Origin of the sequence: Cohnella zeiphila, from assembly GCF_014212055.1 — a bacterium.
GTDB classification, from domain to species: domain Bacteria; phylum Bacillota; class Bacilli; order Paenibacillales; family Paenibacillaceae; genus Cohnella; species Cohnella zeiphila.
The window spans coordinates 29782-48340 of record NZ_JACJVO010000026.1 but is presented as its reverse complement, the minus strand read 5'-3'; the positions used below and the strand labels follow the sequence as shown (position 1 = coordinate 48340).

Genomic DNA, 18559 nt, shown 5'->3' with positions numbered 1-18559 from the left:
CGTCATGTCTTATCCTGATGCGACATTGAAGCTGTTCGCGGGCAGTTCCAACCCACGGCTGGCCGAATCGGTCGCCCGGCACATCGGCATTTGTCTCGGGAATGCCGAAATGAGGAGATTCAGCGACGGGGAAATTCATATTCGGCTGAACGAGAGCGTGCGGGGCAGCGACGTCTACGTGGTGCAGTCCACGTCCCAGCCGGTCAATGAGCATCTGATGGAGCTGCTCGTCATGGTGGATGCGCTCAAGCGGGCATCCGCCAAAACGATCAATGTCGTCATCCCGTACTACGGCTACGGAAGACAGGACCGCAAAGCCCGGTCGCGCGATCCGATCACGGCCAAATTGGTGGCCAACCTGATCGAGACGGCCGGGGCCCACCGGGTTATCGCAATGGATCTTCACGCGATGCAGATTCAAGGGTTCTTCGACATTCCGGTCGATCACCTGCTCGGGGTTCCGATTCTGGGCGACTACTTCCAGAGCAAAGGCCTGCTCGCTCCGGTCGTCGTCTCCCCCGACCACGGGGGCGTCGTACGGGCCAGAAGGCTGGCGGACGAGCTTCAGGCGCCGCTGGCGATCATCGACAAGCGGCGTCCGGAGCCGAACGTCGTGGAAGTGATGAACATTATCGGCGACGTAGCCGGACGAACCGCCATTCTCATCGACGACATGATCGACACGGCCGGCACGATCTGCCTGGCGGCGGAAGCGCTGCGCGAGGCGGGCGCACTGGATTTGTACGCCTGCTGCACGCATCCGGTGCTCTCCGGCACCGCATTGGCCAAGCTCGAAGCGTCTCCGATCAAGGAGGTCGTCGTTACCGATACGATTCCGCTTCGCTCTCCGTCGGCGTCGACCAAAGTGCGCGTTCTGTCGGTCGCCCCGCTTATCGCGGAGGCGGTCGTGCGGATCCACGAGCAGCAGTCGATCAGCAAGCTGTTCGAGCCTCATGATTAGGCTTGCCCGCCAGCGGGTAAGATTAGGGTATACCGTCTACCAGGAGGGATACCCGAATGAGTGTGACATTGCATGCGGAGCCGAGGATTCTGTCTACGAAGGGCGATCTTCGCCGGCTTCGTCAAGCGGGAAAAGTGCCGGGAGTCGTGTACGGCAAGCAGCAATCCGCGGCCGCGGCCATCTCGATCGAGGCCAAGGAACTGCAGTCGCTGATGCGAGGCAACCCGCACAGCATTCTGGAACTGATGCTGCCGGATAACGGGCAACGTTCGGTGCTGCTGAGCGATATCCAACGGGATGCGATCAGCGGGCAAGTGCTGCACGTCGATTTTCACCAGATCGATCTGAACGAGACGGTCCGGTCGGCCATTCCGCTGATCGTGAACGGCGTCAGTCCGGGCGAGAAGGAAGGCGGCATGCTCCAGCACGTGCTGCACGAGCTGGAAGTGGAATGCGTCGCCAAGGACTTGCCTTCCTCGATCGAGGTGGATGTCGGATCGCTGAGCATCGGCGATCATGTCACGGTTGCAGAATTGAAGCTTCCTTCCGGGGTCAAGGCTCTCGGCGATCCCGAGTTGGTGGTGCTGTCCGTGCTGGCGCCGCAGAAGGATCGCACCGAGGACGAGCTCGAAGCGATGGACGACGCGGCCGAACAGAACGAGCAGCAGTCCCGAGAGGCTCAGGCCGTGGAGACGGACCGGTAACGCCGGAAGCCAATGGACGAACAAGCGCAGACGTCGGCGTCTGCGCTTTTTGACATTCAACAATGCGTAAGCTTCGAGGCCCCACATGGTGGGGTTATTTTGCTGTTTAGGAAATGATGCTATTAAATTTCATGTGGATAACCGGGCGCTCCCCCAAAAGGAATCGGATTTAACTTCAGAGCATCACTTCACTTTTGGGGGATTTGTTCCTGTTTTAGACTTTGTTTAGAATTTCGTTCGCCTCCGTTTAGAGTCGCCTTGTATGATAGAAGAAACGTTCGAAGGAGCGGTCGGCCCCATGACCATACGCAAAAAGCTCATTCTGTCGCATATCGCGATGATCGTCATTCCCGTTCTGCTCGCCGCGTTGACGGAAACGGTTTTTTTTCGGGCCGTCTTCCAGCCGTCCGGCGGCATCTCTCCGCCCTCGCACTTTGAGACGGCGGGCGGCGGGAACGATTGGGCGTCCGGCTTCTTCTACGCCATCGAGCGGGACCCCGGCTTGCTGGCGGACGAGAAGTTTCGGAGCGATGCGGAAGAACGGCTGGAGCAGATGAGCATGGCGATGGCGATCGAGCAAAGCGGCCGACTGGTCTATGCCGCTCCCCGCCTCGGGAATTCGGTCGACTTGTCCGAGTTGAACGAGAAGGCGGGCGGGGGGGACCGGGAGGAATGGGGCCCGGCCTACTTCCGCCATTCGGTGAAGATAGGCGGCGCCTCTTACAAAGTGGAACGGCACGAGATCGCTGCCGCCGGAGACTCTCCGAAGCAGACCGTCTACGTGCTGACCGATCTCGGAGCGACGACCCGTTTTTTCCGAACGTTCGTCCCGGTGCTGTTTCTGTCTCTTCTCCTCGGCATCGCTTTGACCAACGGGCTTCTCTCTTATTTCTTGTCGCGCGGCATCGTCCGTCCGCTGCAGGAGCTCAAGCGGGCGGCGGAGCGGATCAAAGAGGGAGACCTCGACCAAGGGCTGGGCGTCGGCAGGAAAGACGAGATCGGGCAGGCAATCGGCGCCTTCGAGGAGATGCGGCTGAGGCTTCGGGAGTCGCTGGCGACGCAGCTTCAATATGAAGAGAACCGGCGCGAGCTGCTGTCGAACGTCTCTCACGACCTGCGGACGCCGATCGCGGCGATCTCGGCTTGCGTCGAAGGGCTGCAGTCGGGAATTGCGGATTCCAAGGAGAAGCAGCTTCAGTACGTCGGCATGATTCAGCGGAAAATCACCGACATGAGCCGAATGATCGAGGAGCTGTTCCTATTCTCCAAGCTGGATCTGCAGCGGCTTCCGTTCGACTTCGAGACGGTGGACCTGGCCGCTTACTTGGGCGAGTTGGCTGAAGAACTGCGGCACGATCCCCGGCTGGCGGACGTAGAGCTCAGCCTGCACGCGGACGAACGCCCAACCGTCCTGGCGGCGGTGGACCGGGAGAAGCTGGGCCGGGCGCTGGCGAACGTGATCGACAACAGCTTGAAGCACATGGACAAAACGGAGAAAAAATTGGCGATCGAGCTGATTCGGCGCGAGCCGGGCGCCGCGACGATTCTCGTCCGCGACAATGGCCGGGGCATCGGGGCGGAGAAGCTCCCGCACGTGTTCGAGCGGTTCTATCGCGCCGATCCGTCCCGCGGCTCGGATGCCGGCGGCAGCGGGCTCGGGCTGGCCATCGTGCGCCAGATCATGGAAGCGCACGGCGGCAAGGCCGAGGCCGAGAGCGTAGAGGGAGCGGGAACGACGCTGGCGTTGACGCTGCCGCTGGCCGTGCCGAAGAAGCGGGAAGCCGGAGAGAATCGGAAGGAAGGAGGCGGGACGAATGGCGGAACGGATTCTGATCATTGAGGACGACAGCGTGATCTCGGAAGTGCAGAAGGACTTTCTGACGGCGAGCGGATACGAGGTGGAAGTGGCGGCCGACGGCAAGTCGGGCCTCGCGAAAGCGCTGGAAGAACCGTTCCACCTCGTTCTGCTCGACCTGATGCTTCCGGGCGTCGACGGCTACGAGATTTGCCGCGCGATCCGGGCGGAGAAGGACATTCCGATCCTGATGGTGACCGCCCGTTCGGAAGAGCTGGACAAGATTCGCGGGCTCGGCCTGGGCGCGGACGACTACATCGTCAAACCGTTCGGCGTCGGAGAGCTGGTAGCGCGCGTGCGAGCCCATCTCGCGAGATACGAGCGGCTGACCGCAGGCGCAAGGGAGAGCGGCTTGCCTTCCCGGGAGCAAATCCGGGCGGGCCGGCTTCGGATCGATTCGGTGTCGCGCCAAGTGTACGTCGGCGACAAGGAGACCCCGATGACGGCCAAGGAATTCGACCTGCTGGTGTTCTTGGCCAAGCATCCGGGAAGGGTCTTCCGCAAGGAGGAGCTGTTCGAGAAAATATGGGGATTCGACGCCCTCGGAGAACCGGCTACCTTGACGGTGCATATCAGCCGCTTGCGGGAGAAGATCGAAAGGGATCCGTCCAAGCCCCGCCATATCGAGACGATCTGGGGCATCGGCTACCGGTTCCATCCTTAGGAGGGCTTCGATGAGAAAATTATCCCCCGTCTCGCGCAAGCTTCTGACGTCCGTCCATATCGCGTTCTCCGGCATTCTGCTCGGCTGCACCGTCGCGTTCATCGTCATGGACATCGCCGCGCTCGCGACGGACGATCCGAAGCTGTTGGAAGCATGCTACCGGATCATGCATCTGTTGTCCCATACGAGTCTGAGAGCTTCCGCGATCGGAGCGATCGTAAGCGGCGTCCTGCTGTCGGTGCTGACTCCTTGGGGGCTGCTTCGGTTCCGCTGGATCGTCGCCAAAGAAATTTTATCGCTGCTGACTATCGTTCCGGGGCTGTTCGGCATTTACGCATGGAGCTTGCGGGGGCTGCAGCGGGTTGCGGACGAAGGGATGGGCGCGCTGAATGCTCCGGCATTCCAGACGAACGGTCGGATGCTGAGCATCGGGCTTCTCCTGCAGCTGTTGTCGATCCTCGCGATGTACATGTTGTCGTCCTTCAAGCCCTGGGGGCCGGTGTCTTCGGGAGGCAGCAAAAACAAAAGCACCAAGCGCATGCCAAATTCCTTGTTGAGGTGAGAAATGATGGTTCAAACGGAGGGCAATCGCACCGTTCGCCGGATTTACGCGGCGCTGGCTTGGCTGACCTGGGCATGTATCGTCGTGCAGGTGTTCCTGGCGGGGCTGGGCACGTTCGCGGATTCGGCGGACTGGAAGCTTCATACGACATTCGTCACTTACTTCGAGTATCTGCCGATCGTCATGTTTATCCTGTCGTTCTTCGGTAGAATTCGCGGAGGATTGCGTTGGATCGGACTCGTTCTTTTCGCGCTCATATCGTTCCAGCATATGTCCGTTCAGGCGTTCTCGAACATCGGGGCGCTGGCGGCCATGCACACGGTCGTCGCGCTGGCCCTGTTCCTGGGCTCCTGGTACGCGGCCAGGAAATCAAGCCGCTGGCTGGCGCCGGGAATCGGTCCGGACGCCGCGCATACGCAAACGGGATCTTCCATACGCTAACGCTAAGCAGCCGCCGGGCGCGAAATCGCCCGGCGGCTTTCGCCGTCAATAACCCGGCCGGGAGACGAAGATGAACTGCCGGCGGCTGTAAAAAATGTTGTTGACCTTGACGAATTCTTTGCCATAATATTCGATGAACCCGATGTCCTTGTGCGTGCGGCCGCGATATACCTGGATCGGTACGTCCGCCGCCATGTGATCCATGAAATGATGATCGTCGAAGATCATTTGGCCGTTCATGTACACAATCGTTCACCCTCTTTTCGTTTTTGGTCCTTGTATGTAGCTATGACACGGAAGCACTCGATTTCGTTGCAGGGCAGTATCATTTTTTATAGATAAATCGCTCGAAATATGTTTGAACGTGCAGGAGGAAGCGAAATATGCGATGGATTGTCGGTCTGGGCAACCCCGGACCCGCTTACGAGAAAACCCGCCATAACGCCGGTTTCATGGTGATTGACGAACTGGCTCGCCGATGGGGGGCGAGCGTGACGCAGAACAAATGCAAGGCGCTGATCGGCGAGGCCCGCGTGCAGAACGTCAAGGTTGCGCTGCTCAAACCGATGACGTTCATGAACCTGTCGGGCGAATCGGTCCGCTCCTTTATGGATTTCTATAAAGCCGACCTTGAAGATATGATCGTTGTTTACGACGACCTGGACACCGAGACGGGCCGGATTCGGCTCCGTTACCAGGGAAGCGCCGGAGGGCACAACGGTATCAAGTCGATTATTCAGCACACCGGCACGCAAGTTTTCAATCGGGTGCGGATGGGCATTTCCCGCCCGAAGCCGGGCCTCGCCGTGGTGGATTACGTGCTGGGCGCGTTCCCGAAGGCGGAGCAGCCCGCCGTTCAGTCGATGGTGGCGGAAGCGTGCGACGCGATCGAATTCGCGCTGGCTCATCGGTTCGACGAGACGATGGCGAAGTTCAACGGCAAGGCGGCGGGGGAGCAAAAATAGCGCTCGTTCGGCGGACGGGAGACGGCGGAGAGCGCTTTTAAAAGCGGCCGTTGCCGGGCATACTATAGGCCATGCGGTCGGAAGCCGCATAACCACCCTATAGGAGGCATACATATGGCTGTGAACTATGTTTGCCGGCACTGCCAGATGCCGCTCGGAACGTTCGAAGCCCCGGAAGTGTCCGAGTATCGGCTGGGCTTGCATTTCTTGACCCCCGAGGAGCGAAAGCGTATAATAGCGTATAATTCCAACGGGGACGTAACGGTTCGGGTGGTCTGCGACTATTGCAGCCAGACACTGGAGAACAATCCTGAACTGGCGCTCCTGTCCAATCCGCTCCAATGAGCTCTTAATGACAGTTGCGGAGGCCTTGGCATGAGCCGGGGCTTCTTTTTGGTGCTACAGATGAAAGGGGAAACGTCATGAAGGCTCTGATGAATACGTTTGCCACCGATCCTGATTTTATCTCCATCGCGACCGGCATCCGCGAAGGCATGCGCGAGCAGCTGGTCGCGGGACTTTCCGGCTCGGCGCGGCAAGTGATGATCGCATCGCAATACCGGGAATTGAATCGGCCGATGCTGGTCGTGACCCATAACATGTTCGCGGCGCAGAAGATGGCGGAAGACTTGCAGGAATGCCTGTCCGCCGACGATGTGCTGCTTTATCCGGCCAACGAGCTGATCGCGGCGGAGACGGCCATCTCCAGCCCCGAGACGTCGGCCCGGCGAATGGACGTTTTGCTGCAGCTCGCGGAAGGCTTCCGCGGGATTGTCGTCGTGCCCTTTTCCGGCGTGCGGAGGTTCCAGCCGGACCGCGAGACGCTGTCGAAAGCGTTCATCACGCTTACGGTCGGAGACACGCTGCCGATGAACGATTTTTTGCTGCGGATGGTCGGCCTTGGATACGAGCGGGTCGATCTCGTCGAGCAGAAAGGGCATATGAGCGTGCGCGGCGGCATCGTCGACTTCTATCCTCTGACGTCTGCGGTCGCCGTCCGGATCGAGTGGTTCGACGACGAGATCGACTCCATCCGCACGTTCGATCCGGGGGACCAACGGTCCATCGACAAGCTGGACCGGTTCGTCGTTCGGCCTTGCCGGGAGATTATCGCCGACGAACGGCGGTTTGCGAACGCGGCCCAGCACGCCAGCGAACTGCTGGAGCGTCAACTGGAGCGGATGACCGACCGGCAGGCCAAGGAAAGGCTCCAATCGGAGATTTCCCGGGAAATCGATTTGCTTAGGCAAAATGTGTATTTCTCCGAAATCTATAAATATATTTCTCTGCTCTATCCGGAACGGCAGACGCTGCTCGACTTTGTTCCGAAGGATACGCTGCTCCTGATGGACGAACCGAACCGGCTCGCGGAGACCGCCCGCCAGCTGGAGCGGGACGAATCGGAATGGACGACGCATCTGCTGCAGCAGGGCAAATCGCTGCCCGGCTTCGTGCTGGCGCTCGGAGCCGAACAGGCGCTGTTCCCGCGGTCGTTCCAGACCGTCTACCTGAGCCTGTTCGTCCGGCAAATTCCGCATACGCAGCCGCAGAACATCGTCAACTTCGTCTGTCGCTCGATGCAAAATTTTCACGGGCAAATGAACGTGCTGAAGACGGAGATGGAACGCTGGCGCAAGAGCGGCGCGCATATCGTCATGCTGGCGGGCAGCGCGGAGCGATCGGACCGGATGAAGCGGGTTCTCGAAGACTATCATATCGAGCAGCCCGATATCGTAGAAGGCAATCTGCAAAGCGGCTTCGAGCTGCCTTCCGTGAAGCTGGTCGTCATCACCGAAGGCGAGATGTTCACCCAGAAGCAGCGCAAAGCCCGCCGGGTGGACCGGCGCATGGACAACGCCGAGCGCATCAAGAGCTACACGGAGCTGAAGGTCGGCGATTACGTCGTCCATCAGAATCATGGCATCGGCAAGTATCTGGGTATCGGCACGCTGGAAGTCGGCGGCATTCACAAAGATTATTTGCACATCGTCTACTCAGGGGGAGACCGTCTCTCGGTTCCGGTCGAACAGTTCGATCTGATCCAGAAATACGTCGGCTCCGACGAGAAAGAGCCTAAGGTCAACAAGCTGGGCGGCGCGGAATGGACCCGGGTCAAATCGAAGGTCCGCTCTTCCGTCAAAGATATCGCAGACGATCTGATCAAGCTGTATGCCGAGCGGCAAGCGACCCGCGGCTTCGGCTTCGGCGACGATACGCCCTACCAGCAGGAATTCGAATCGATGTTCCCGTACGACGAGACGCCGGACCAGCTGCGCGCCATCGACGAGATCAAGAAGGATATGCAACAACCGCGGCCGATGGACCGTCTGTTATGCGGAGACGTCGGTTACGGGAAAACGGAAGTGGCGGTTCGGGCGGCGTTCAAAGCCGCGATCGAAGGCAAGCAGGTGGCGGTGCTCGTACCGACGACCATCCTCGCTCAGCAGCACTACGAGACGTTCCGGGAACGATTCGCCGGCTATCCGTTTCAAGTCCGCGTTCTCAGCCGGTTCCGCTCGCGCAAAGAGCAGACCGAGACGATGAAAGCGCTGAAGGCGGGCACGGTGGACGTCGTCATCGGGACGCACCGGCTTCTGTCGCAGGATGTCGTGTTCAAGGATCTCGGCCTCTTGATCGTCGACGAAGAGCAGAGGTTCGGCGTCTCCCACAAGGAGAAGCTGAAGCGGCTGAAGACGAACGTCGACGTGCTGACGCTGACGGCGACGCCGATTCCCCGCACGCTGCACATGTCGATGCTCGGCGTGCGCGACTTGTCCGTCATCGAGACGCCGCCGGAGAACCGCTTCCCGGTGCAAACCTACGTGGTGGAGTACAGCCCGACCCTCGTTCGCGAGGCGATCGAGCGCGAGCTGGCGCGGGACGGACAAGTATACTTTCTGTTCAACCGGGTTCAGGGCATCTACCAGATGGCCGAACAGATCAACGCTCTCGTTCCGGATGCCAAAGTCGCCGTCGCCCACGGACAGATGTCCGAGCAGGAGCTGGAGCGGACGATTCTCGACTTCCTGGACGGGGAATACGACGTGCTCGTCAGCACCAGCATTATCGAGACCGGCGTCGACATTCCGAACGTCAATACGCTGATCGTCCACGACGCGGATAAGATGGGCTTGTCGCAGCTCTACCAGCTCCGCGGCCGGGTCGGCCGTTCGAACCGGATCGCGTACGCCTATTTCACTTACCAGCGGGACAAGGTGCTCACGGAAGTGGCCGAGAAGCGCCTGCAGTCGATCAAGGAGTTCACCGAGCTCGGATCCGGCTTCAAGATCGCCATGCGCGACTTGGCGATCCGCGGGGCGGGGAATCTCCTCGGAGCCGAGCAGCACGGCTTTATCGCCTCCGTCGGCTTCGACTTGTATTCGCAGATGCTCGCCGAAGAGATCCAGGCGCGCAAGCTGGAGCAGTTCGGCGAAGAAGCGGTGCCGGCCGTTCCGGTCAATACGCAGATCGATCTCGGCGTCGACGCGTACTTGCCGCCCGAATACATTTACGACAGCATTCAGAAGATCGAGATCTACAAGAAGGTGGCGGCGGCCGCCTCGCTTGACGACATCGGCGACCTGCTCGAAGAGCTGACCGACCGGTTCGGAGATCCGCCGAAGTCCGTTCTCAATCTGCTGGCCGTGGCGCGGCTGAAAGTATACGGGAGAATCTACGGAATCGAGTCGTTGTCCCGCCGCGGAGACGACGTTCACATCAAGTTCGCGGAGCGCCGCAGCGGAGAGGTCGACCGGACGAAGCTCAAGGCCCTGGAGCAGAAGCTCAAGGGCAAGCTGCAGCATTCGCCGCAGGATTCGCAGCTCATTCTGAAGCTGAGCGTCCGCGGATTGGACGAGAATGCTTTGCTCGCTTTTGTCGAGGAATTTCTGATACAATACAAAGAAGTGACCAAGATCAAGGAGGAATTGCAGGATGTTGCACCCTGAACGCGGCCGGTGGCGCCGGGCGGGCCTGGCGCTCTTGGCAGCGGTGCTGCTTGCGGCGCTGGCAGCCGGATGCGGCAAGAAGGAGAATAAGCTCGCCGCCGAATATGACGGCGGCCAGATAACGACCAAAGAATTTACCGCTTACAAAACGTTCCTCAAGCTGGCGAATCCGAGCTACGCTTCGTTCGTGGACGAGGACAGCGTGCAGGAGACGATTCTTCAACAGTTTATCGGAACTCGGATCTTAAGCGAACGCGCGACCGACGACGCGAAGAAGAAGGGGGAAGATTCGGCGAACCAAACGTTCAAATCTTTCCAGGATTCGCTCGCCGCGACCGACGCGGAGACGAAGCAGTCGATCGACGATCTGATGAAGAGCGGCGGGTTGACGGACGATCTGATGAAGACGTACCTGAAGGAGCAGTTCGTCGCCCAGGACGATGCCGAAGCCAAGGTAACCGATGCCGACATTCAAAGCTATTACGACAAGAACAAGGATTCATTCAAGTACGTGACGGTCCGTCATATCCTGATCGGGCTTACCGACAAGGACGGCAAGACGCGCGAGAAAGCCGACGCCCTCAAGCTCGCGAACGAAGTGAAGCAGAAGCTGGATGACGGAGGGGACTGGACGGCGCTCGCCAAGCAGTATTCCGACGATACCGGATCGTCCGAGAACGGCGGTCTGTACGAGAAGGCCGATCCGAGTCAATGGGTCGAGGAGTTCAAGAATGCCGCCGAGACGCTGCCGTTGAACCAGATCAGCGACCCGGTCGAATCGACGTACGGCTACCACGTCATGAAGGTGGAAGCTCGCGGCACGAAGACGCTCGACGAATCGAAGACCAGCATCCGAACGCTGCTGGGCAGCCAAACGATCGACAAATTTATGTCGGACGAGCTCCCCAAGCTGATTACGAAGACGTACGTACCGAAGCCTTCGCCATCTCCTTCGGCGTCCGCTTCCGCCTCGCCAAGCGCCAGCGCGGGAGCATCCGCTTCCGCATCGCCGTCCGGCAGCGCCTCCGCGCCTCCGAGCGCAAGCGCTCCGGCTTCGCCGAGCGAAAGCCCCGTGGCGTCCAAGTAACCTACGATTGCCGAAAAACCGCCCGTTCCGGGGCGGTTTTTTGCGATTCGGAACATCGCCGGGACCGAGACGGAATTGGATCGGCCAGGATGACTTGGCGGAATTCCCCACCGGTGGGCGAGCGCATAAGAATTTGGGAGGGGTTGAATACTATCCCCAAGATCAAGTTCACTTTTTTCCGACAGTTCCAGCGTTCGCTATACCGCCTCCCGCCCGCCCGGCGCAGGGGAGCTTCAAGGTCCAAAACAACCAAGAAAGTGGGGCAACACGAGCTATGAAAGCAACCGGGATTGTACGCCGCATTGATGACCTCGGTCGGGTCGTTATACCGAAGGAAATTCGCCGCACGCTCCGCATTCGCGAAGGAGATCCGCTGGAGATCTTCGTGGACAGGGACGGGGAAGTCATCCTGAAGAAGTACTCGCCGATCGGCGAGCTGGGCGACTTCGCCAAGGAGTATGCCGAATCGCTTCACGAGAGCACGGGCCACACCGCGATCATCTCGGACCGGGATACGGTCATTGCCGTGGCCGGCGCTTCCAAGAAGGAGTTCATGGACAAACCGGTCGGCGGCTTGCTCGAGAGCTGCATGGAGAATCGGAAGATCCTGCTTGAGTCCCAGCCGGGCAGTTACGAAATTTTGCGGGACGGCGCCGACAACTTCACTTCCTACGCCGTCGCGCCGATCGTGGCGGGCGGCGATCCGATCGGCACCGTCCTTCTCATCAGCAAGGAAGACGGCGTCTCGATGGGGTCGATGGAGAGCAAGATGGTGGAGACCGCGGCCGGATTTCTGGCCAAGCAGATGGAGCAATAACGGCGCCGGAACAGGCGTACAAGCAAGCTTCCCGGGGGAATTCACTCTCGGGGAGCTTGTTGCGTTGCGAAGAGGGACAACCAAAGGCGAGAGCAGAAAGGCAATTAAGAATGTCTAGAGGAGTGGGACGATAGCAGAATGGGCAAGGAGGGAATTAACTTCCTGCATGAGCGGGAAAACGACGGAATGGGCAAATGCAAGCAATAAGACGGTCTATGCGGGTTCGGCGGGCTGAGAATCGTCCAGTCGAAAGAGCGCCCCCGATCTGTGTTATAATGCGTTCTGTGGATGGTATGCCTGGACAGAACGCAAGATAGCGGAAGGAAATCAACATGGGAACGGACAAGAAACGGGACGGAGTCCCGGGCTTGGGGCAAAGCGCCGCCTTATTGGGAGGCGCGGCGCTGCTCTCCAAGCTGATCGGCACGATGCAGAAGATCCCGCTGCAGAATCTGGCGGGAGACCGCGTGTTCGGTTTGTACAGCGCCGTCTACTCGCTGGCGGTCATGTGGATGACGCTGGCGGCGGCGGGCGTGCCGGTCGCGGTATCCGCGCTGGTGGCCGAGCGGACGGCCCGAGGCGACGAGGAGGGCGCGCGGCGCGTGCTGCGCTGGTCGATGAGCTTGCTCTCGGCGAGCGGGCTTATCGCGTTCGGCCTGCTGCAGTGGGGAGCGGACGCGTTCGCGGAGTGGATGGGTGCCCGGGAAGCGGCGGATGCGATCCGGACGTCTTCGCTGGCGCTGTTGTTCGCGCCAATGACCGCCGCGCTGCGCGGCTATTCGCAGGGCAGGATGGACATGCTCCGGCCCGCCGTGTCGCAGCTGTCCGAGCAAACCGCCCGCGTGGCGTTCATGCTCGTCATGCTGTTCTGGGCGCTCGGGCGCAACTGGTCGCCCGGCGCCACTGCCGCCGCCGTCCACGGCGGACTGGCCGCTGGCGCGGCGGCGGGGCTCGCCGCTCTGCTGCGGATGCGCCGAAACGGCAAGACGGCCCGGGCGGCGGTCGGAGCGGCAGCCGAAGTCGCCGCCGCCGCAGAACCGGTCTCGCGCGAGAAGGAATCTCGCTCCGCGCTGCTCCGTCGTATCGCGTCCGTCGCGCTCCCCGTCGCCGCCGCATCCGTCGTGGCGCCGCTGTTCGGCCTGATCGACGCCTTCACGCTGCCCCGGCTGCTTCAGAGCGCCGGGGCGACCGCCGCCGAAGCGCTGGCTTCGTTCGGCGAATACAATCGCGGCATCGCGCTGCTGCAGCTCATCGTCATGGCGGCGGGCGGCGCCTCGGCCGCGCTCGTCCCGGCGCTCACCGCCGCCCGCGCGCGGGGCGATTCGCCCGGCGGGCAGGGCCAGACGGCGCTGGCCATGCGCATCGCCTGGTGGTTCGGCGGCGCCGCCGCCGTCGGCCTCGCGCTGCTGGCCGTTCCCGTCGACGTCGCGCTGTTCGCCGACGGCCGGGGCGCCGCCGCCATGGCGCTGCTCGCCTTTGCCGCGCTCGGCGGCACGCTGCAGGCCGTCAGCGCCGCCCTGCTTCAAGGGCTGGGCGACCTCCGCTCGCCCGCCCTGAACCTGGCCGCGGCAGCCTGCGTCAAGGCCGCGCTCAACGCCGCGCTGGCGCCGGCCTTCGGCATCTCCGGCGCGGCGCTGGCCGCGATCGCGGCCTATGCGGCGGCGGCCGCGCTGAACGCGCTCGCGCTGCGCCGCCGCCTTCCGCGCCCGAGCGGCCGGGCGAACGCCGCCCGAGCCGCCGGGCGCACCGCGCTCGCGCTCGCCGCCATGGCGGCCGTCGTCGCGCTGCTCGCGCAAGCGCTCGGCGCGCTGACCGCCGGCTGGCCCGACCGCCTCGCCGCTCTGTTCGTCACGCTCGCCTGCGTCGCCTGCGGCGCGCTCGCCTTCGCGGCCGCGCTCGTCGCCACCGGCGCGCTCGAGCCGCGCGACTGGCGCTCGCTTCCCGGTCTCGCCGGCTCGCGCCTGGACCGTTGGCTGACGCGGCTTGCGCCGCGCTCGCTCAGAATCGTTCATCACACTCCGAAAGGATGATGACCCTTGCCACATCCCATCACCGTCGTCGGACTCGGCTCCGGCGGCGAAGACCAACTGACGCTCGGCATTCTGCGGGCGCTGGAGCAGGCCGGCCGCCGATTTGTCCGGACCGCCGATCATCCCGCCGTCGCCGATCTCGCGCGCCGCGGCATCGTTTTCGAATCGTTCGATTCCGTTTACGAGAAGTTCGACGACTTCGCCGAGGTGTATGAGGCGATCGCCGCGAAGCTGCTGGAGGACGCGCAGGATCAACCCGTCGTCTACGCCGTGCCCGGCCATCCGATGGTCGCGGAGCGCACCGTGCAGATCTTGCGGGAACAAGCGCCGTCCCGCGGGGTCGATCTGCGCGTTCTGGGAGGAGAGAGCTTCCTGGACCAGACGTTTCTGCGGCTCGGCTTCGATCCGATCGAAGGGTTCCAGCTCCTCGACGCCTCCGGACTGAAGCGCGAGCATATTCAACCCCGTCTGCATACCATCATCGGACAAGTGTACGATGCGTACACCGCCTCCGACGTCAAGCTGACGCTGATGGCCGTCTACCCCGACGATTATCCGGTCGTCGTCGGCCAGGCGCTCGGCATTCCGGGCGATGAGCGAATTCGGACCGTCCCCCTGCACGAGCTGGACCGTCTCGGCGAATACGGCAATCTAACGCTCGTCTACATACCGGCCAGCGACGACAGCCGGCTGCAGCGGCACTCGTTCGAGCGGCTGCACGAGATCGTCTCCATCCTCCGCAGTCCGGAAGGCTGTCCGTGGGACCGGGAGCAGACGCACGCTTCCATTCGCAAAAACTTCATCGAAGAGACGTACGAGGCGATCGAAGCGCTGGACCATGACGATCCGGACGGGATGAAGGAAGAATTCGGCGACGTGATCCTGCAGGTTCTGATGCACAGCCAGATGGAAGAGGAAGAGGGGACGTTCGATGTCTTCGACGTGCTGGCGGAGCTGAACGACAAGCTGATCTTCCGGCATCCGCACGTGTTCGGAGGCAAGGATGCGGCGAATGCGGAGGAAGCGCTGCGCAATTGGGAAGCGATGAAGGCCGAGGAGAAGGAGCGCAAAGGCAGAGAGAAGAGACCGTCGCAGTTGGACGGCATTCCGAAGGATCTTCCCGCGCTCCTGCAAGCGTATAAGCTGCAGAAGAAGGCCGCCGCCGTCGGCTTCGATTGGCCCGACCTGACCGGCGTGATGGAGAAGATCGAAGAAGAGCTGGCCGAGCTCAAAGAAGCCATCGGCGGGGAATCTCTCGAACGCCAAAAGGAAGAGTTGGGAGATTTGCTTTTCGCCGTCGTGAACGCCTCGCGCTTTATCAAGGCCGATCCCGAGCAGTCCCTGGCGGGAACCAATCGCAAGTTTATCTCTCGATTCCACTATATCGAAGAGAAATTACGTATAAACGGCCGCACATTTGACGAGACTGGCTTAACAGAGATGGAAGATTGGTGGCAGGAGGCGAAGCGCAGACCCTAAAAAAGACGCGAAACCGCAAAACCCTGTGTTTTTCATCAAATTTCGTTAAAATTTTTGTCGTCTAGGCAGGATTTTTTTAACATCAGACAGAATACTATTCATCGTGCTACTGCAATCTCGAATTTTCCACATGCCGACAGTGCCGTGGAGAGACCAATTGAATTTAAAAAATAGGAGGAATTCTTTATTATGAACAAGACTGACCTGATCAACAGCATCTCCGAGAAAAGCGGATTGACCAAGAAAGACGTGGAATCCGTTCTGAACGGCTTCCTGGGCGAAGTATCCGAAGCGCTGGCTAAAGGCGACAAAGTCCAACTGATCGGCTTTGGCACGTTCGAAACCCGCGAACGTTCCGGCCGCGTGGGCCGCAACCCGCAAACGGGCAAATCGATCGAGATCGCCGCTTCCAAGGTTCCGGCTTTCAAAGCAGGCAACAAGCTCAAAGAAGCCGTTAAGTAATTCATGCGCCTGGATAAATATTTAAAGGTGTCGCGTTTGATCAAACGCCGCACCGTTGCGAAGGACGTGTCCGATCAAGGACGCGTCCTTCTGAACGGAAGGGAAGCCAAACCGGGCACTGTCGTGAAAGTCGGCGACGTTCTCGAGGTACAGTTCGGCCAGCGTTCGCTGACCGTCCGAATCGAGCGTATCTCCGATTCCGCCCGCAAGGAAGACGCCGAAGGGATGTACACCGTCCTGAAGGAAGAGATCCGCAAGAAAGAAGACGAACCTTTTCTGTAAACCCGCTCGGCATCGGCCGGCGGGTTTTTTTTATGAAGGGAAGACAAGGCGATGGAGGACGAGCATCGAACGCGGCATGTCGGCGAGCTGTTCTAATTCCGGACGTCCCCCCATAAGCTAGTCTCAAAAGGGAGGGACGTGCCATGGACCAGGGGAAGAGCGCCAAGCGGCAGGAGATCCACATGCTCAACCGCAAGGTGATGGATATCTCCGGCGTCAACAACGTGGAGAGCTTCGACAACGAAGAGTTTCTGCTGGAGACGGAGTGCGGCTTCTTGGCCGTGCGAGGTCAAAACTTGCATATGAAAAATTTGAGTCTGGAGCAGGGCATGGTGACGATCGAGGGACTGGTCCACTCCCTGGTCTATCTGGACGGCAGCGTCTCCGGCGGCAAGTCGAAGGGACTGCTCGGGAAGCTGTTCAAGTGAACACGGCGATGCATTGGACGACGATCGGAGCCATGATGCTGTGCGGACTGGCGATGGGCTTCGCGTTCGACGTCTATCGGGTCGCTTGCCATCGGTTCTCGGTCCGCCGCTGGACGCTGCCGGGGCTCGACGTCGTCTATTGGGCGCTGGCCACCCTGCTCGTCTTCCGGACGCTGCTGAATAACAACGAGGGGGAAGTGCGGCTCTACGTATTCCTCGGCATCGGCATCGGCATCACCGGCTACTTCGGCTTGTTCAGCAGTCCCTTGATCAAGGCCATCTCCTTCCTGTTTCGCGTCGTTCAGAATACGCTTCGCTTTCTTTGGCGGGCGGTGCTCGTGATCTTCGTCCGACCTGTTCAGTTCGTGGTGCGAATGATCGCACGCGTGCTCGATATTGCTTTCATTATCGTAGCGGCCCTGCTGCTCTGGCTCGGCCGATTGGCGCTGAAGCCGCTCGCTCCGCCGGGAAGGTGGATCTGGCGGCTGCTGCTTCCGGTGCGCCAAGCACTCCGTCCGGTCGGGGACGCGTGGCGCTCTTTCCGGACCAAAGCGAAGCAAATTCTCGATATTCTCCGGCGGAAGCCCTAGAATCGACAAGTTTCTTCGTCCGAAGTGCGTCCGAAGAAGGATAGTAGACTGATTCATTCCTGTGATATAATTGACTCGTTTACCCTAGGATCGAATCTGTTACTATCTTTCTTTTTTGGGACAAGGGGGTCCGGACATGGCAGCTCAAGCAACGGCGGCGAACGCCTCGGCATCGGCCGGAGCCCGCAGAAGACTGAAGCTTTTGGCGATCGTGGTGGTTCTCTTTATGGGTTGGGCCCTCTATACCTTGTTCTTGCAATATCATCAGACGTCCGTTCGGACCGCCCAGCTCCATGACGCGAAGGACAAGCTGTCGCAGGCGCAGCTCAAGAACGTCTCGCTTCAGAAAGAGATCCAGCGGCTGAACGATCCCGAATATATCGGACAGATCGCCCGCAAGGAGCAAGGAATGGGTCTTCCGGGAGAACAATCGATCCAAGTCCAGAAATAACCCGCCATGCCTTGAATTGGCAGGCCGTAACGGGGACGAACGTCTGTTGACCTTGCTTTTCCGTATCGGTTATAATCGGCAGTAAGCCGGTCTTTATTATCTGCTCGGCACACTCATGTTCAGGGAGGAACATCGGTTTTTATGGCCATTGAAGTTGGCTCCAAATTGGAGGGCAAGGTAACAGGCATTACGCATTTCGGAGCGTTCGTCGATTTATCCGGCGGCGTCACAGGCCTCGTTCATATCTCCGAAATCGCAGACAGCTATGTCAAGGATGTTCACGAACATCTAAAGATCAACGACGTCGTTACCGTTAAAGTCATTAACGTAGACAAAGACGGTAAGATCGGACTGTCGATCCGGCAAGCTGTGGACAAACCTCCGGAATTGCAGCGCCAGCCTCCCCGAGGCCCTCGCGGCGATCGTGGCGGACGTCCTTTCAAACCGGGCGGACCCGGTCGAGTTACGTTCGAAGATAAGATGTCCCGTTTCCTGAAGGACAGCGAAGAGCGCATGTCCAACCTGAAGAAGAGCACGGAATCCAAGCGCGGAGGCCGAGGCGGACGTCGTTCGTAACGAAGCCGATAAGCGATAAATAAGTATGTCATCTATCCGGCCCGGGAAGCGGGCCGGATTTGTTTTATCCGAGAACCGCCGGGAGATCGAACCCGCGCGGTTCTTTTTTTGAAGCTCGTCCGGTCATTCGCGTTCATCCGGCATTTGCAGTCGTTTGGGCGCTTGCCGCCCTGTCGGGTACGCCGTCGGATGACGGCGGTTTTCGTTCGGGGAAATGTCGTCAAGGAGCGGCGGGGACCGGCCGGAACCGTTCCGAAG

At 60.4% G+C, this 18559-nt stretch carries 20 protein-coding genes; 19 read left to right on the top strand and 1 reads right to left on the bottom strand.

Annotated elements, in window-relative coordinates; all coding sequences use genetic code 11:
* Positions 1 to 4 precede the first annotated feature (4 nt).
* The 6 genes from H7C18_RS20895 to H7C18_RS20870 all read left to right on the top strand — a co-directional run bounded on the left by H7C18_RS20895 (position 5) and on the right by H7C18_RS20870 (position 5187).
* A complete protein-coding gene (locus tag H7C18_RS20895) occupies positions 5 to 961 on the top strand; it encodes a ribose-phosphate diphosphokinase (protein WP_185131049.1) in 957 nt (318 codons plus the stop codon).
* Positions 962 to 1017: 56 nt separating this feature from the next.
* The gene (locus H7C18_RS20890; protein ID WP_185131048.1) at positions 1018 to 1665 is read left to right on the top strand and encodes a 50S ribosomal protein L25; all 648 of its coding nucleotides are present in this window, start codon (positions 1018 to 1020) and stop codon (positions 1663 to 1665) included.
* A gap of 298 nt (positions 1666 to 1963) precedes the next feature.
* Positions 1964 to 3505, top strand: a complete 1542-nt coding sequence (locus H7C18_RS20885) for a sensor histidine kinase (RefSeq protein WP_185131047.1) — start codon at positions 1964 to 1966, stop codon at positions 3503 to 3505.
* Positions 3480 to 4184 (top strand): response regulator transcription factor, encoded by a 705-nt coding sequence (locus H7C18_RS20880; RefSeq protein ID WP_185131046.1) that lies wholly within the window; start codon positions 3480 to 3482, stop codon positions 4182 to 4184. The genes H7C18_RS20885 and H7C18_RS20880 overlap by 26 nt, the downstream gene beginning before the upstream one ends.
* A gap of 10 nt (positions 4185 to 4194) precedes the next feature.
* Positions 4195 to 4746 (top strand): DUF2269 family protein, encoded by a 552-nt coding sequence (locus tag H7C18_RS20875; RefSeq protein WP_185131045.1) that lies wholly within the window; start codon positions 4195 to 4197, stop codon positions 4744 to 4746.
* 6 nt (positions 4747 to 4752) lie between these two features.
* Positions 4753 to 5187 carry a DUF6220 domain-containing protein gene (locus tag H7C18_RS20870; RefSeq protein ID WP_185131044.1) on the top strand — a complete coding sequence of 145 codons (435 nt, stop codon included), beginning with the start codon at positions 4753 to 4755 and terminating at the stop codon, positions 5185 to 5187.
* Positions 5188 to 5232: 45 nt separating this feature from the next.
* Here the strand turns inward: H7C18_RS20870 and H7C18_RS20865 are convergent, their stop codons facing one another.
* Positions 5233 to 5427: a hypothetical protein gene (locus tag H7C18_RS20865; RefSeq protein WP_185131079.1), complete on the bottom strand. Its 195-nt coding sequence runs from the start codon at positions 5425 to 5427 to the stop codon at positions 5233 to 5235.
* Positions 5428 to 5570: 143 nt separating this feature from the next.
* Between H7C18_RS20865 and pth the strand changes: the two genes are divergently transcribed.
* From pth to H7C18_RS20800, 13 genes are all read left to right on the top strand, one after another.
* The gene (gene pth, locus H7C18_RS20860; protein WP_185131043.1) at positions 5571 to 6152 is read left to right on the top strand and encodes an aminoacyl-tRNA hydrolase; all 582 of its coding nucleotides are present in this window, start codon (positions 5571 to 5573) and stop codon (positions 6150 to 6152) included.
* A 114-nt stretch (positions 6153 to 6266) separates the two neighbouring features.
* Positions 6267 to 6497: an anti-sigma-F factor Fin family protein gene (locus H7C18_RS20855; RefSeq protein WP_185131042.1), complete on the top strand. Its 231-nt coding sequence runs from the start codon at positions 6267 to 6269 to the stop codon at positions 6495 to 6497.
* A 77-nt stretch (positions 6498 to 6574) separates the two neighbouring features.
* A complete protein-coding gene (mfd, locus tag H7C18_RS20850; protein ID WP_185131041.1) occupies positions 6575 to 10099 on the top strand; it encodes a transcription-repair coupling factor in 3525 nt (1174 codons plus the stop codon).
* Complete coding sequence (locus H7C18_RS20845; RefSeq protein WP_185131040.1) at positions 10086 to 11186, top strand: peptidylprolyl isomerase; 1101 nt, start codon at positions 10086 to 10088, stop codon at positions 11184 to 11186. The genes mfd and H7C18_RS20845 overlap by 14 nt, the downstream gene beginning before the upstream one ends.
* Positions 11187 to 11460: 274 nt before the next feature.
* The gene (gene spoVT, locus H7C18_RS20840; protein ID WP_185131039.1) at positions 11461 to 12003 is read left to right on the top strand and encodes a stage V sporulation protein T; all 543 of its coding nucleotides are present in this window, start codon (positions 11461 to 11463) and stop codon (positions 12001 to 12003) included.
* A 332-nt stretch (positions 12004 to 12335) separates the two neighbouring features.
* The gene (locus H7C18_RS20835) at positions 12336 to 14033 is read left to right on the top strand and encodes an oligosaccharide flippase family protein (protein WP_185131038.1); all 1698 of its coding nucleotides are present in this window, start codon (positions 12336 to 12338) and stop codon (positions 14031 to 14033) included.
* A 6-nt stretch (positions 14034 to 14039) separates the two neighbouring features.
* Positions 14040 to 15512, top strand: coding sequence for a bifunctional methyltransferase/pyrophosphohydrolase YabN (yabN, locus tag H7C18_RS20830; RefSeq protein ID WP_185131037.1), 1473 nt, complete (start codon positions 14040 to 14042; stop codon positions 15510 to 15512).
* A gap of 189 nt (positions 15513 to 15701) precedes the next feature.
* Positions 15702 to 15974 carry an HU family DNA-binding protein gene (locus H7C18_RS20825; RefSeq protein WP_185131036.1) on the top strand — a complete coding sequence of 91 codons (273 nt, stop codon included), beginning with the start codon at positions 15702 to 15704 and terminating at the stop codon, positions 15972 to 15974.
* 3 nt (positions 15975 to 15977) lie between these two features.
* A complete protein-coding gene (locus H7C18_RS20820; RefSeq protein ID WP_185131035.1) occupies positions 15978 to 16256 on the top strand; it encodes an RNA-binding S4 domain-containing protein in 279 nt (92 codons plus the stop codon).
* Positions 16257 to 16399: 143 nt separating this feature from the next.
* A complete protein-coding gene (gene yabP, locus H7C18_RS20815) occupies positions 16400 to 16684 on the top strand; it encodes a sporulation protein YabP (RefSeq protein ID WP_185131034.1) in 285 nt (94 codons plus the stop codon).
* On the top strand, positions 16681 to 17274 hold the full coding sequence (gene yabQ, locus H7C18_RS20810; protein ID WP_185131033.1) for a spore cortex biosynthesis protein YabQ: 594 nt from the start codon (positions 16681 to 16683) through the stop codon (positions 17272 to 17274). The genes yabP and yabQ overlap by 4 nt, the downstream gene beginning before the upstream one ends.
* A gap of 136 nt (positions 17275 to 17410) precedes the next feature.
* Complete coding sequence (locus H7C18_RS20805) at positions 17411 to 17725, top strand: FtsB family cell division protein (protein WP_185131032.1); 315 nt, start codon at positions 17411 to 17413, stop codon at positions 17723 to 17725.
* Positions 17726 to 17866: 141 nt separating this feature from the next.
* Complete coding sequence (locus tag H7C18_RS20800) at positions 17867 to 18301, top strand: S1 domain-containing RNA-binding protein (RefSeq protein WP_185131031.1); 435 nt, start codon at positions 17867 to 17869, stop codon at positions 18299 to 18301.
* Positions 18302 to 18559: the final 258 nt, after the last annotated feature.

What these genes read in the sequence shown, in the direction of transcription:
- H7C18_RS20895 (WP_185131049.1), top strand. Translation starts at nt 5, where the DNA reads ATGTCTTATCCTGATGCGACATTGAAGCTGTTCGCGGGCAGTTCCAAC.
- H7C18_RS20890 (WP_185131048.1), top strand. Translation starts at nt 1,018, where the DNA reads ATGAGTGTGACATTGCATGCGGAGCCGAGGATTCTGTCTACGAAGGGC.
- H7C18_RS20885 (WP_185131047.1), top strand. Translation starts at nt 1,964, where the DNA reads ATGACCATACGCAAAAAGCTCATTCTGTCGCATATCGCGATGATCGTC.
- H7C18_RS20880 (WP_185131046.1), top strand. Translation starts at nt 3,480, where the DNA reads ATGGCGGAACGGATTCTGATCATTGAGGACGACAGCGTGATCTCGGAA.
- H7C18_RS20875 (WP_185131045.1), top strand. Translation starts at nt 4,195, where the DNA reads ATGAGAAAATTATCCCCCGTCTCGCGCAAGCTTCTGACGTCCGTCCAT.
- H7C18_RS20870 (WP_185131044.1), top strand. Translation starts at nt 4,753, where the DNA reads ATGGTTCAAACGGAGGGCAATCGCACCGTTCGCCGGATTTACGCGGCG.
- H7C18_RS20865 (WP_185131079.1), bottom strand. Translation starts at nt 5,427, where the DNA reads ATGAACGGCCAAATGATCTTCGACGATCATCATTTCATGGATCACATG.
- pth (WP_185131043.1), top strand. Translation starts at nt 5,571, where the DNA reads ATGCGATGGATTGTCGGTCTGGGCAACCCCGGACCCGCTTACGAGAAA.
- H7C18_RS20855 (WP_185131042.1), top strand. Translation starts at nt 6,267, where the DNA reads ATGGCTGTGAACTATGTTTGCCGGCACTGCCAGATGCCGCTCGGAACG.
- mfd (WP_185131041.1), top strand. Translation starts at nt 6,575, where the DNA reads ATGAAGGCTCTGATGAATACGTTTGCCACCGATCCTGATTTTATCTCC.
- H7C18_RS20845 (WP_185131040.1), top strand. Translation starts at nt 10,086, where the DNA reads ATGTTGCACCCTGAACGCGGCCGGTGGCGCCGGGCGGGCCTGGCGCTC.
- spoVT (WP_185131039.1), top strand. Translation starts at nt 11,461, where the DNA reads ATGAAAGCAACCGGGATTGTACGCCGCATTGATGACCTCGGTCGGGTC.
- H7C18_RS20835 (WP_185131038.1), top strand. Translation starts at nt 12,336, where the DNA reads ATGGGAACGGACAAGAAACGGGACGGAGTCCCGGGCTTGGGGCAAAGC.
- H7C18_RS20825 (WP_185131036.1), top strand. Translation starts at nt 15,702, where the DNA reads ATGAACAAGACTGACCTGATCAACAGCATCTCCGAGAAAAGCGGATTG.
- H7C18_RS20820 (WP_185131035.1), top strand. Translation starts at nt 15,978, where the DNA reads ATGCGCCTGGATAAATATTTAAAGGTGTCGCGTTTGATCAAACGCCGC.
- yabP (WP_185131034.1), top strand. Translation starts at nt 16,400, where the DNA reads ATGGACCAGGGGAAGAGCGCCAAGCGGCAGGAGATCCACATGCTCAAC.
- H7C18_RS20805 (WP_185131032.1), top strand. Translation starts at nt 17,411, where the DNA reads ATGGCAGCTCAAGCAACGGCGGCGAACGCCTCGGCATCGGCCGGAGCC.
- H7C18_RS20800 (WP_185131031.1), top strand. Translation starts at nt 17,867, where the DNA reads ATGGCCATTGAAGTTGGCTCCAAATTGGAGGGCAAGGTAACAGGCATT.